Origin of the sequence: Nostoc sp. DedQUE05, from assembly GCF_034530955.1 — a bacterium.
Classification (GTDB): domain Bacteria; phylum Cyanobacteriota; class Cyanobacteriia; order Cyanobacteriales; family Nostocaceae; genus Nostoc.
This window is the reverse complement of sequence record NZ_JAVRCB010000017.1, coordinates 26,288-39,721: the sequence shown is the minus strand read 5'-3', so window position 1 is coordinate 39,721 and position 13,434 is coordinate 26,288. Positions and strand designations below refer to the sequence as shown.

At 37.4% G+C, this 13,434-nt stretch carries 9 protein-coding genes and 1 pseudogene; 1 reads left to right on the top strand and 9 read right to left on the bottom strand.

All coding sequences use genetic code 11. The features are described from left to right. Nucleotides 1–100: 100 nt before the first annotated feature. The 4 genes and pseudogenes from RMZ42_RS14760 to RMZ42_RS14745 all read right to left on the bottom strand — a co-directional run. Nucleotides 101–307, bottom strand: coding sequence for a phycobilisome linker polypeptide (locus RMZ42_RS14760; RefSeq protein ID WP_094349821.1), 207 nt, complete (start codon nucleotides 305–307; stop codon nucleotides 101–103). A gap of 222 nt (nucleotides 308–529) precedes the next feature. Then, complete coding sequence (gene apcB, locus RMZ42_RS14755) at nucleotides 530–1,018, bottom strand: allophycocyanin subunit beta (RefSeq protein ID WP_104908010.1); 489 nt, start codon at nucleotides 1,016–1,018, stop codon at nucleotides 530–532. 65 nt (nucleotides 1,019–1,083) lie between these two features. After that, a complete protein-coding gene (gene apcA, locus RMZ42_RS14750; RefSeq protein WP_322672097.1) occupies nucleotides 1,084–1,572 on the bottom strand; it encodes an allophycocyanin subunit alpha in 489 nt (162 codons plus the stop codon). Between the two features lie 397 nt (nucleotides 1,573–1,969). Next, nucleotides 1,970–5,269 (bottom strand): annotated as a pseudogene (locus RMZ42_RS14745) (phycobilisome rod-core linker polypeptide); the annotation flags it as partial. A gap of 1,118 nt (nucleotides 5,270–6,387) precedes the next feature. On the opposite strand from RMZ42_RS14745, the gene RMZ42_RS14740 reads away from it, so the two are divergent. Further along, the gene (locus RMZ42_RS14740; RefSeq protein WP_322672096.1) at nucleotides 6,388–7,512 is read left to right on the top strand and encodes a glycoside hydrolase family 2 TIM barrel-domain containing protein; all 1,125 of its coding nucleotides are present in this window, start codon (nucleotides 6,388–6,390) and stop codon (nucleotides 7,510–7,512) included. 246 nt (nucleotides 7,513–7,758) lie between these two features. On the opposite strand, the gene RMZ42_RS14735 is transcribed toward RMZ42_RS14740, so the two are convergent. The 5 genes from RMZ42_RS14735 to RMZ42_RS14715 form a co-directional block, all read right to left on the bottom strand. Further along, entirely contained in the window at nucleotides 7,759–8,655 is an 897-nt protein-coding gene (locus RMZ42_RS14735; protein ID WP_322672095.1) for a glycosyltransferase, read from the bottom strand. A 42-nt stretch (nucleotides 8,656–8,697) separates the two neighbouring features. Continuing rightward, a complete protein-coding gene (locus RMZ42_RS14730) occupies nucleotides 8,698–9,678 on the bottom strand; it encodes a glycosyltransferase (protein WP_322672094.1) in 981 nt (326 codons plus the stop codon). Nucleotides 9,679–9,838: 160 nt separating this feature from the next. Then, nucleotides 9,839–10,579, bottom strand: a complete 741-nt coding sequence (locus RMZ42_RS14725) for a glycosyltransferase family 2 protein (protein WP_322672093.1) — start codon at nucleotides 10,577–10,579, stop codon at nucleotides 9,839–9,841. A 25-nt stretch (nucleotides 10,580–10,604) separates the two neighbouring features. Beyond that, nucleotides 10,605–11,963, bottom strand: coding sequence for a hypothetical protein (locus RMZ42_RS14720; protein WP_322672092.1), 1,359 nt, complete (start codon nucleotides 11,961–11,963; stop codon nucleotides 10,605–10,607). A 180-nt stretch (nucleotides 11,964–12,143) separates the two neighbouring features. Next, a complete protein-coding gene (locus RMZ42_RS14715) occupies nucleotides 12,144–13,406 on the bottom strand; it encodes a glycosyltransferase family 4 protein (RefSeq protein ID WP_322672091.1) in 1,263 nt (420 codons plus the stop codon). Between the last annotated feature and the right edge of the window lie 28 nt (nucleotides 13,407–13,434).

Here is a 13,434-nt window from a genome sequence, read left to right as displayed (position 1 = left end):
AAATATGTTTAATTATTGATTTGCATAAAATCCGAGCCATAAAAAAGAGGTCTTTCTCGACCTCTTACCAATTCCCTAAAATAATATTCTATTTACAGAATTACGACAAGCCAGTATTAGCGCCTTGCTTGCCAGTTGCTAGTTCCACCTTGATAATTGTGCCACCTGCTTTTTGAATACGTTGCTGTTCGCGGAACCAGTTTTCATAAGGAACTAACTTAGTAAAGTAAGTATTTTGCAGTTCGCGTTGAGTCCGAATTCGGGTTTGGCTGGGAACTAGAGCAGTAATTTTAAACAAACGGGACATATTTTGAAAATCTCCTGTATACCTTGTGAAAACTTTTTTATCTCAAAATCTTGAGTGCAAATCTTTTAATCATTCAAAGGCTGGAAATCAAACATCAATACTAGACCACCAACACTCATCACTGATAATTTACCAAGATAAGCAATATAACGTTCTAGCACTCACGGTTGATTTCCAGACCTTAATAAAGCCGCACCTAAATTCTTAAGCGCAAACTAGTTCTTAGCTTAAGCCAGAGGAGATATAGTCTAAGTAAACGCCCATTTCCTTACCAGCATCAGAACCTACCAAACTGGCGGTTACTTCTTTGATTGCTTGGATAGCTTGCACGGTAGCACCGACGGGAACGCCCAAGGAGTTGTAGGTTTCCTTCAAGCCATTGAGCACACGCTCATCTAGGATGGAAGGATCGCCAGCCAACATAGCGTAGGTGGCATAGCGGAGGTAATAGTCCAAATCACGGATGCAAGCAGCGTAGCGGCGGGTGGTGTACATGTTGCCGCCGGGACGGGTGATGTCAGAGTATAGCAAAGATTTTGCTACAGCTTCTTTGACGATCGCAGCAGCGTTAGCGCTGATGGTGCTAGCAGCACGTACCCGCAGTTCGCCAGTGGAGAAGTAGCCTTTTAGCTTCTCTAAAGCAGAAGAGTCTAGATATTTACCTTGAACGTCTGCGGAGTTAATGACAGCGGTAATTGCGTCTTGAGCCATGTTGTTAATTCCTTATTTCCAACCGTATTGCAATACTTCTGTTTAAGTAGGTAAACAGCTTTACCCTATCCTAGAAGGGCACCAACTAGGTAGTCGAAGTAGCCAGCAGCTTCACTAGCGTCATCACCAGAGAGCAGTGACGCAGAGCCATTCTTCAGCCCGCGGATACCTTCAGCAACACCATCAATAGGAGTTCCCAAGGACTTGTACAGTTCACGGGCACCAATAACACCAATTTCTTCGATGGGGGTGACATCACCAGCAACGATACCGTAGGTAACGAGGCGGAGGTAATAATCTAGGTCACGCAGGCAAGTAGCAGTCAATTCTTGACCGTAAGCGTTACCACCAGGAGACACAACATCAGGACGCTTTTGGAACAGTTGATCGCCAGCTTGCTTAACAAGCCGTTCGCGATTTTCTGATAAAACTTGAGCAATCCGCACCCGGCGCTCACCACTTGTAACAAAGGACTTGATCCGATCTAACTCACCAGGGCTGAGGTAGCGAGCTTCTGCATCAGCATTCACGATAGCTTTCGTGACGATACTCATTAATGGATTCCTCCAATACTAATGAAACCAGGATTTGATTAAACTGGTGCGACTTTGAGTTTGGTTTACCGAGTTTGTTTTCTCGTCCTTTTAGACACAACAGTTTTACAACTGCTACGGCTAATAAATTACGAGTTTGCTTGAGTCAACACAAGTACACAAGCTTTCAAACTCAGTTACCTTCCGCAAAACATTTTCCGGCATTCTGTTGAGCATTTATGACTGCTCTTAATACTTTGTAATATTGCTTTTCAGAATTTACTGTTTTAACTGCAATCTGAGAGCGGTATTACGAAAGGTTAAGAAGGGGACAGGGGAAAGGTTACAGGGGACAGGGAACAGTAAATAATCTGTACCCTATTCCCTATTCCCTATTCCCTACTTCTTAATCAACCGCAACACTGCCGAGGTAGTTACCTGCTGGCAGAGATGGGAAGCGGTTGTAAGGCACAACATCTTCACCGAAGTAGCGGTTATATTCTGGACTTTCGACTATTGCTTCTACAGCGGCTGACAAACCACTATCGACTAGCAGCTTGTTATATTGGCCAATTTCTTCCTGAGTTGCGGGTGTACGCCCCAACAGATGACGGAAGAGGAACTCAATGGTCTTGGTATGAGGATAAGGTGATAAGAAGCGCTGGCGATAGATTTGGGAACTAGCTAGTTCACGCACAAACTCCCGCACGGAAATTTCACCATTTTGGAGTTTGCTATCTAGGTCAGTGCGACGGAAATTATCGGGCACCTCACCGCTAAATACATCCAAGACTTGACGATAAATGGCGTTGATTGCCTGTTGTTTTTCGTCTTGGTTGGTGTTTTCTGTTAGACGGTAAATGCGTGCATGTTTACGCACACCTTGTTCCACGGTTTGTCCGCTAGCATCGTTGTAAGAACGGCCCAGTTCAGCAAAGGATGGCTGACCATTTGTTTGGGCTGCGATATCTGCGATCGCCTGTACCAAAAGCGGTGTATCGTTACTAACTCCGACACGGGCTTGTACTGGCTTAAAGCTGGGTACAACCACGTCATCGTTTTGCTTGGTCAGCTGGTTGTAAAGCTTCTCTGTATTTGGGAAGTTTGCCGCTGGCAGGGTCGGGAAGCGGCGGTAAGGAACCGTATCTTCACCAAACACCTGGTTATATTCCACACTATCTACCAAAGCACCAATAAAGGCACGAATACCTTGAGTAGCCAAAATTTGGTTATACTTGCGGATTTCTGCTTGGTCTAGTGGCGCACGTCCCAAGAAGTGTTTGGTTCCTAACTCAATCACTTTGGTGTTGGGGTAAGGTGTGTAGAACTCTTTCAGGTAGAGGTTAGAGTAACCCAAACCTTCAATAAATTCCTTCACGCTAATTTCGCCATTCCCCAACTTGCTTTCCCATTTGGTAAATTCGTTTTTGGCGATGTATGGTGCAATATCCCGCTCAAAAATCTGACGATAGGCAGCGCTGATCAAAGTTTTGACTGCAACCTTGTCAGTAGTATTCGCCACCAATTTGAAGATTTTGGTTTGTTCCCGTTGCTTGCTAACACCTTGGTTAATGCGGAACTGAATATCTGGTTCTGACCGCTTTTCTGTCACTGTACCCAGTGTCACAAAGCTTGGTGTTACCTCCTTCTGGATTTTTGCGGCAATATCATCACGAATGCTACCAACACGTAATTGTCGCCCTGCTACACCACCAGGAGTCAGATACCGTTCGTAAGGAATCGTATCTTCACCAAAGGCTTCGCTGTATTCTACGCTGTTAATAATGGCATCAACCACCGCGTAAAAGCCTTGTTTAGAAGCGATATCAAAGTACTTGTTGATTTCTTGACGACCATAAGTCGGACGACCTAACAAGCGGCGGTGAATATACTCGATCGCTTTACAAACATACAGCGATGACCAGTACAGATTGCGGAAGACATCCGACTTAGCCAAAGCACGGATAAATTCCCGTACCGAGATGTCACCGTTTTCCAGCTTGATTTCTAATACCTTCGGGCGCTGACCTTCGTAGACATCGCGACCAAAAACTTGCAGGTAAGCAGCTCTAATTACTGCTTGTGTGGAGCTTTCGGAGTATCTGACACTAGAACTTTTGGGAGCCTTTTTACCTCTAGTACCAGGCAGTTGGTCTAATTTGAACACCTTGGGACCAAGGGTACCAGGAGCTTCACCCCGCGCTCTGGGATTACTATTTTGGTTATTAATCCCTGCTCCTTGGTGAATCAGGATGCGTTTGGTATCCTTGCTAAAAGGAGCCGGACTGGTACTGGGGTTGCGAGTTTCTTTCGGGAAAATCGCCCCAAACTGAATTTCCAAGGGGTCGTTACCAGAACCGTAAGGATGTTGATCTGGTAGCGGTTGCTCGTAAGCCGCAAATGTGGTGAGGAACTGAGGTATCTTGCGGAAAGGCGCACTGTAGTTAAACAGGTCTTGCTGCGGCCCCCAGTTGCGACATTCTTGTGCTTCTTGACCCAGACCCCGCAGGTAGGGTACTGTTTCTTCACCAAAATAGTCGCCGTATTCAGCAGAATCTACTAAGGCATCTACCAAAGCTGGTAGACCACCGTTAGAAATAATCGAGAAGTATTTTTGTACTTCTTCTCGGCTACTTGGGCCCCGTCCGAGAATGTGACGGAAAGCTAGTTCGATGACTCGGCTGTTAATAAAAGGCTGGTAAAACTGTTTTTGGTAAAGGGGAGATTTAGCTAAACGACGGACAAACTCTTTCATAGAGATGTCGCCATTCTTCACCTTGGATTCTAGGTCAGATATGGACAAACTATAAGCACGGGTAATGTCGCGCTCAAAGATTTGTCGATAGGCCGCTTTAACTACCTCATTTTTTTCACTACTGGATAACCCAGTCTTCATCACAAACTTGGGACGACGTTCTGAGGCATTGAAGTAGATTTGCGGCAATTCTAACCCTTGCTGGTCGCTAGAAGGGCGTTGGCGCAGTTTATTTGAAGGTGTGGCTGCTTTGAATTCTGTTAACAAAACATCCATGTACTGAGACACAATTTCTGTACCCTCAGCATCGTTGCGGAAAAATGAAAGTGCCCCAGCTTTGATTTCTTGTAAAGCTACTAGCGTAGCTTCTCCAGAGCAGGCATTTTCAATGATTTCCCGCAAACCCCTTGTATTCACCGCTATGATGTTGGGATCGCCAGCAACGATCGCATAAGTAGCGTAGCGCAAGAACCAGGATAAATCCCGCAAGCTCTTGGCCATGTTGCTTGGGCCATATCGAGCAATGTTAATTGGTCTGAAACCTGGAGGTGTCGGGCCGCTGGGGGATGAGTTAAATATTGATCGTAAATTTTCTAGGAACCCACCACGACTTTCAACGTAGGTTACAGTTCCCAGTTGCATCCCTTGTTGAACATTAGCACCGCTAACAGCACTAACCGGTACTATTTCTACTGCTCTGGGCTTTTCTAAAAAAGCCATTGGCGAACCACCAACAAAAATCCGGTTAGCAGCTCGAGACACAATAATCTCGGCATTGTCCGTCAACGTCTGAGAAATTTCTAGACGCTTTGCACCAGATGCAAAATAGCTTGCCAGTTCATTTAGTTCACCATTTCCCAAGAAACGGTCTTGCTGCTCCGCTTGGGTAATTGTGGATACAGGTAGGGTTTGATATAGTTGCGGACGCGCAACCGAGCTTCCACCACTCGCCTTAACACTCATCGGATTTGTAAAACTCCCATTATAAGCGTTTATATGTTAAGTCTGGATTGTTTTGAGGCTTGACACATCGGCGTGTCTATGCTTTATAAGCTTGAAAGTATTACCTGCAAAACTGCCAGTAAATTAACCCACTTAGCTTTTAGATTAGAACGTTTTGCGTTCTCAAGGCGGATTTATTAAGAAGTATGTAGAACCTGTATCTTAAATGTCTCCAGTCTTAAAAGTGTATACTCCAGTTTGTCTGAGATTAAGTCTAAGTTTTGTAACTAAGTAGTAGGTTGGGAACTGTCTGCTGATTTCTTTTTTATTTAAACGCATAAGCACTTCGCCTTTTTGCAGGGTAGGGGCACAGAGGGAAACGCAGAGGCACGCAAAGAATTAGCTATGCATTAATTAAAGGTTGCACTTAGTCACTAGACAGTGGTTATTCGTCGATGTTAAGTTGTTTTTGCTACTGGTAAAAGCATGTTAAAACTGACACTATAGGGTAAATAATTCTTAATTTGTGGTAGTTTAATCTGGAAATAGTCAGTATTAAGATTAAGGGTAAATGCTAAGAACAAAAGTTGTAAATTTAACTATTGATTCAATGCTACCCTATCTGCGATCGCAATTATTTTCGCTGTCACTTCGGCAAATGCGCTTCCAGAGAAAACATCAGCACTGTTATCAACCGAGCAAAGACTAGACCTCAAATACCAACTCTGGTATACAACAGTGAAGCCCACCACTACAACGATACAAATATAAAAGTATAAAGTGATACTTTTATATTAATGTCACTTCTTAAAAAGGGACAGTGACTAAAGAAAGCATAACTGTTAGTGGTAGCGATCGCTTCAAATTCACTACAAAAAATGCTAACGCAGTGAAACTGTTACAAAATATTTATAATTCTAAATATTGCCAATGATTTTCAGAGAACCAGCATATATCACCAAAGGTGGACGTGACCAGTTTTATCGCGGACAAACGTTTGCTTACATCGCTACTAAGGTATGAGGTAGGTACTCAAATGTCCTTGAATAAGTTGCAATGATTCATAGATAATACCAAATATTGCCAAACCAATCAATGTGATGTTTAATTAAGCTTGTTCTTAAATTTAATATTTGATAATGATAACGCGACGTAAATTTATAGCTTTAATTCCTGGTTTTTTAGTAGCTAGTACTAGCAGCATACTTGTAAGTTTAAATCCCAAAAAATATTTAACTAATCGGAAACGAAGTTTACCGTTTTTCTTAGGTTGGTATGACAATATCAATAATATTGATGTACCAATCAAAGCATCTTCTAAAGGAATTGACTTATTAATGCCCTATGTTGAAAAAGAGAGCAAAGCAAAAATCCAGGCATTTTTGGATGCTTCTAAAAAAACACCAATAAAAATCCTGCTTGAGATTCCTCGTATTTTAGTCGAATCAGAAAATATTTCTGGAGTGAAAGACTTTATTCGTACTTATAAAAACCATCCTTCCGTTTATGCTTGGTATCTTTATGATGAACCAGAAATAAAAAAACCTAGACCAATTTCTCCAAATTTGTTAAAAAAGGTATACAAAGCTATTAAGGAAGAAGATAAATCAAAGCCAGTGGCATTAGTTTTTCACAAAATAGAAAAAATTGAACCTTATAGCGATGCAATGGATATACTGATGTGGGATTGTTATCCTTGCAAAGATGGAGTTGTAGAATTCCAATGGGTATCATTTTACCGAAAAGCACTCTACGAAGTCATTTCCCTTGCTGATGTTAAAAACAAAAAATTTTGGAACGTAATACAAGCTTATAGAGGAAATCAGACCGATCTTCGATTACCAACAAAGTTAGAATTTCGCTATATGTTTTATTTATCAGTCCTTACAGGGGCTGATGGGCTGCTATTTTGGATACACTATCTCTCTTCACCTTCCTGGAATGAGTCAGTTTTGTATCCTACTATTAAAGAATTCCGAGATTACATTCCTGCAATCGTTAGAGGAGAAGATTTAAGTAATCCAGTACAAGTAAACAACCCAAATATAGAAGTTAAATTATTTCCTATTCCTAATACTACAAAATATTTAATTATAGCTGTTAATCATACTTCGACTCAAATAAATTTTGTAATAAAACTGACTCAGAGTTTAGCTGGTAAAATAGTTACTTTTAATGAAAAAACTATTAATAACCTATTTCCTAATGCAAGTTTCAGCACTCGTTTAAATGCTTATGAAGTAAAGTTGTATCAAGTAAGATAAGTTAATAAGCTTAGTAATTAAATATAAGACATCTAAATTTTTCAAACTTCTTATTCCGTATCTCTTAACTCTGAGAAGTAGGGATGAAGAAGTTTGAGCTATGTGGCATAGTTAAGTTTATCTTATGTTTAATTGCGTTGTTCAACTGAGAGATACAGTATGATAAATATTTTTTATAAAAATTAAATAGATATGATATTCAACCAATTTTTATAATAATAATTAATACCTATAGTTTGAATATAATTAATTAGAAATATTCGATTTATATTTAACTAAAAATTCGCCAGCATTTTGATTAAAATTGCTCTCTTTTTTAAACTTTTTGTATCCCCAAACTTGCATTTGATAAGGAAGAATGCGAAATAGTAAAGACATGACTTTGAGAATATTTAATTTTAGTGAAAGAGTATTGTATTGATATCGTGCTTTAATTTGCTGTCCTAAAGCCGCAGACCTTCTACTTATAACGCCTGTATTTCTATAATAAAGTAAAGGTTCAGATAAATTTGAAATACCTACTCTCAATTTCAATGCTCTTGCCCACAATTCTAAATCACATTCAGAACGAAATTCCATGTTATAAAGCCCTGTTTTAGCAAAAACGCTACTTCTAAACATCACAGATGGATGTATCAACGGATTTTGATAATGAAACAGTGCATGTATCTCCTGATTACATACAGGCATTATCCTAATTGAGCAATTTTCTCTTGGAAATTCATCTTCAAAGACATAAGCCCAAGTACCTAAGATGTCAATATCTAAGTTATTTTCTAAAAAATCTATTTGTTTACTTAATCGCTCTGGATGTGCAATGTCATCAGAGTCCATTCTTGCGTAGTATGTAGATGAAGAGTTTAATATAGAGATATTAAGTGCATGAGCTAAACCCATGTTTTGAGAAATTAAGAGGTGTTTTATATGAGGATAAGTTGCAGTATATTCATTAACAGTTTCCTCCAAAGTTTTTGAAACCAAACCATCCTGAATTAAATGAATTTCCTTTGCTGGTACGCTTTGCCATAAAATAGAGTCAATAGCAGCACGAAGATGTGCAATATTGCTACCTTGGTAAAAAGGAATACCCACTGTAATGCTTGCTTGTATGTTGCTAGAAACTGTAAGTACTGTATTCGACATGGATGTATTTCACCTCTGTATATTTCAAAAACAAAAATATGTTTATAAAATTTCTTGCAAGGTTTTTGAAAGATAAGCTTCTGAATGATTTTCTTGGAAGTATCTTATTGCTTCCCAATAGCGTTTTTCATAATCATTTATGTCCATACTAAATACATCATGGATACATTTTGACATTGAACTTTTGTCATTAAAATCAGTAAAAAAGACAAAACTTAGACCTTTTAAATATGAGAAAGTAGGAATATCATTAATAATTAAAAGCTTTCCATAACTCAAAGCCTCTGTCACCACACCACTTTGAGTTGAGAATGAGTAGGGAATCACAACAAAGTGGCTTAAACCAAGTAGGAAACTTTTAGCACTATTTGAAATGAAGCCAGGAAATCTAATTATTAGTTTTTCGTCGTAATTTACTTGTATGTTCCTCTCACTTCCACCCCGAATAAATCTCGCTTGTTTTGGGTAATCTGTGTTAATTATACTTGCTAGAGATAAAAATCCTTGAGGGTTTTTATCTCTATCTGCTCGACCTAGCAATAAAAAAGTTTTTTCCTTATCCCAACTATACTTTAGTTGTGCTAAATTATTGTGTAAAATATTTTCTGGTATAGAAATAAATGATAAGTTTAACTTGTAAAGCTTATCATTATTAACGAAGTCTTTTGCTTTCAAAACTGCCTCATTGCTAGGCAATAATATTTTATCTCCTATATAGCCAAAAATTAAATGATATAAAAATACAATATCTGCTTTTAAAGGGTTAATTCTTCCTTTTTCAAATTTAGGCTCATGCATTAAATAAAAAACTTTTAATTTCTTATTTAAAAATTTACTAATAGTTTTTAAAATTAAAGCTAACACTAAATAATCTAACTGAATTAAAAAGAAAAATACTGATATTTCTTCTTCCTTATTTATGCTCACGAACTGTTTGATTAATGACCAAACCTCTCGTAAAGTGACGGAATACAAGTATTTTACAGAATAACTAGCTATATCAGAATCAGTATTTAGTGTCATTGCTTTGTAAAAAGATTCTGAGCAATGATGCACTCTAGGATTTTTCGGTCTAAAAAGATATATTATATGCATAATTCACAAATGGATAAAAACGCGGTTGTTTAAAAAATATTTGAGATGACTGAAGTCTTAGTAAAGATTCGCTAATATAATCTTTGATTTACTGTTTTTTTGATGCAAAAGGTGAATCAATTTTGAGATAGTTCTTAAGTAGAATCAATGTATTTAAAATGCTAATTATCAACTTTTCATATATTTTATTAGCGTAAATCAAACGTATTTGTGAATGTTCACTAATTCTCTTTTGAGTTTGGCTAGAAATACCTCCAGGTTCGCGTATTGATATTACTGTAGGTAAATAAAAGATTGTTATATTTTTAAGCATTCGTAAAAATAACTCGTAATCCATAGAAATTTTTAGAGATTCATTGTATTTGTAATTCTTATGTAGAGAAGTTTCACAGAAAAACCCCTGGTGTGGTAAAAACATAAAGTATTTTAGAAATTTCGATGAAAGTTGCGGCGGACGATAAAATATGGTTTCTCCAGCAAAACTTGTAGTGACGGTGACACCAATAGCACATTTCCATTTATGTTGCATATAGCTTTGCACAACTTCAGAAATCACTGTTTTGGAAAAGAATACATCTCCAGAGTTTAAGAAGAAAATTAAATCCCCATTACTTTTTTGTAACCCTTTATTAAATGCGCTAGATATCCCATTATCTAGTTCTGACAAATAAATATAATTTTTAGAATGGGTATATGAATCTAAAAACTCTTTACTTCCATCATCAGAATCTCCGTCAATAATAATATGCTCTATTATTTGATAGTCTTGTTCTTTGACTGATTGTAAGGTTTTTTGCAATCCTTGGTAATTATTTTTGGATATCGTCACTATCGATACTTGGCAATTATTCATATTAGTTATGATTAATTAGGTTTAATAAAAACTGATAAAAAAGGTAAAAATATTCACTGATTGGTGTAGTTAGCGGTTCACCATTCCAAAAAGTTAGGTAGCTTTGAGGAAGTGTGATACTAACAAAAAAGTAAATCATCCTGAAAACAATTGCCAATATAAATATCAAAGTATCATAGCTATAGGCACCATCAAGTTTGTCTGAAGAAAGAGCGATAATATAAAAAAAACCAGGTATGCAAAAAAAGATACTGGTAATTCTCAAATTAAATCCATATGTTAAAGACCCAAAATAAAGTAAGAAAAGCAAAAAGAATGTTGTAATCCATCTTATATATCTTCTATTTGTTTTGCTATATACTCTATTTATTTTACTTAGATCGGTTCTCAAGATAAATATAGAGATAATAATATAATCAAGAATAGGACGTATTTGATTTTTAATTTTATCTCCAAAACTGTAGTCATCACCGCCACCGCCATAAATATCGATTCTCTGAGATACAGAACCATCAAAAGATGACAATGAACTTGTCAAATCTAGCAGTGATTTCATTATTACTGATGAAAATAAAAGTATCGAGCTAAAACAAATAATAATACTAAATCTATTATTCAAATATTTAGAAAATGATTTGAATGGATTTAATGCATTAATAAATTTATACTTGAATAGTCCAGGTAATATGCCAAAAGTATACATTAAAGAAGATTTGTGTGTCCAATAACCGACATATATACAAAGACAAGCAATAACAAAATTATCAACATAAATAGCAGGTATTATAAATATCCATGAATAAATTTGTCTCATCCAAAATAGTTGAAAATAGTATCCTTGAGTCGTTACATTAATTAATATGATTAATGGATAAAATTCGGGCATAAATAGTATGGCGAAAACGGTGAAAGCCGTATTCATGGTCAAAGATTGAAGGAATAAAAAACTCAGTTGACTAGGCCCTATTAATATACTCAAATATTTAGGCAAAATGAAAGAGACTGGTTCTAGTTCGATATCTGGAATAGTCAACCCTATTTCTTTCTGAAGCGAAGAATAAATATCAAGATATACAATTGTATCTTGAAATGGCTCAAAGCTAGCTATATATGTAGTAATTGTAAATAAAACTAGTAAGATTGGAAATATATTAAGTATACGTTTTTGGCTTCCTACTATTTTATTTTGGGAAACGTTAATTTGGCAATATACAAGTATAAAAACTACACCTAATAACGGAATAATAGCCCAAATAGCTAGACCAAATATCAAAATAAAATTTTTTAAATTGCCAAACAAAGAAAAAACTTTATGTATTGAATGGATTTTATTTTTTTCTGGGATGAATTTAAGAAGCATAATTTTTAGATATTAGAAGTGCAACATTATCACCTCTATAGACTCAAAACCCTTACACTTTCTCTGGGAGGTTGCTAAACGAATTTGATGAGACTCTGTTACGAAGCTAGTATTTATCAAGCTGCGTAAATTCTAAATCCACAGTGGGGCTTTTTCAACAAGCCCCATATAGTTACTCACTCACTTTTTTTGTATATTCATTGCTTCCTTATAAACCGCAACGTACTGCTGTGCGATCCGAACTGGGTCAAACATATATTCTGCATGACGACGGGCTGCTAAACTAAGAGATTTACTTTCCTTTTGTTGTTGTAGAACCCATTGAATTCCTGTTGCTAAATCTTCTGCTTCGTATGGTTGTGCCAAATAGCCTGACACTTTATGCTGAATTAAATCAGGCATTCCTCCAATTTTGAAAGCAACAGTAGGAGTACCACAAGCTATTGCCTCAACAACTGTATTCGGTAAGTTATCTTGTCTAGAAGGTGCAACAAAGACATCAGCAGCAGAATAGAGTAGAGCGAGAGAAATATCATCAGCAAGATGTCCTGTATATCGAAGTGGGAAACCCAATTTAGGAACTTGTGGCGGACGTGACTGCCCAAAAATTACTATTTCAATTTCTATATCTTTTGACTTTTGATTTTCCAGAAAACTGGTAGCTTGTAATAATAAATCAATACCTTTGCGAGGATCGTTAGTTCCGCCCAAGGCACCAAATAAAATTAACGATCGCTGTTGAGGTAAATTCAAAAGCTGTCGTGCTAATGTTTTTTCAATCGGGCGAAAGCTATCTAAATCTAAGGGATATGGGATGACTGAGACGGGACAATCTGCCATCAATGCACTATTGCGAACGCAATCTGCTAGCCAGTTACTAGGACACACAATATGGAAAGGATATTTCCAGTTACGTTGCTTGCGTTCCCAAGTCCAACGATTTAAATCGAAACCAGACTCGTCTTGTGGACGATTGTCTGCTCGATAACCCTCACGCCAGCGAGCATTAAGTCCATCGTTTGTATAGTGCTCTGCTCCACAAAATGCCCACATATCGTGAAACGTCCACACTATCGGTTTACGAATCTGACCAATTTCACTAATGGATAAAGTCTCTGCACCTACCCAATGAAGATTTATCACATCTGCATCAGAGGCATGGAAAGATTTTACCCAATTAGAAGGAAGAAGTCCAGCCGAATAACGCGTTGGATCGCAACTTTTGATGGTTTTTTTGGCTAATAAACCAATACCTGTGCGAATTTCTGTTGTTATTCTTCCGATTTTTAATGAATTACCTCTAACTGTTGGATCGTCAGAAATTTTTGACAAAACTTGCATTCGAGAGTCTATTTTTGCCTGTAACAAACAACGATGAATCCGGTAAGCTGCACGAGCAGCACCTCCAGATAAATCAGAATAACTAGTATGAATAATTTGCATAAGTAGATTCAATGGTTAAACATTAATA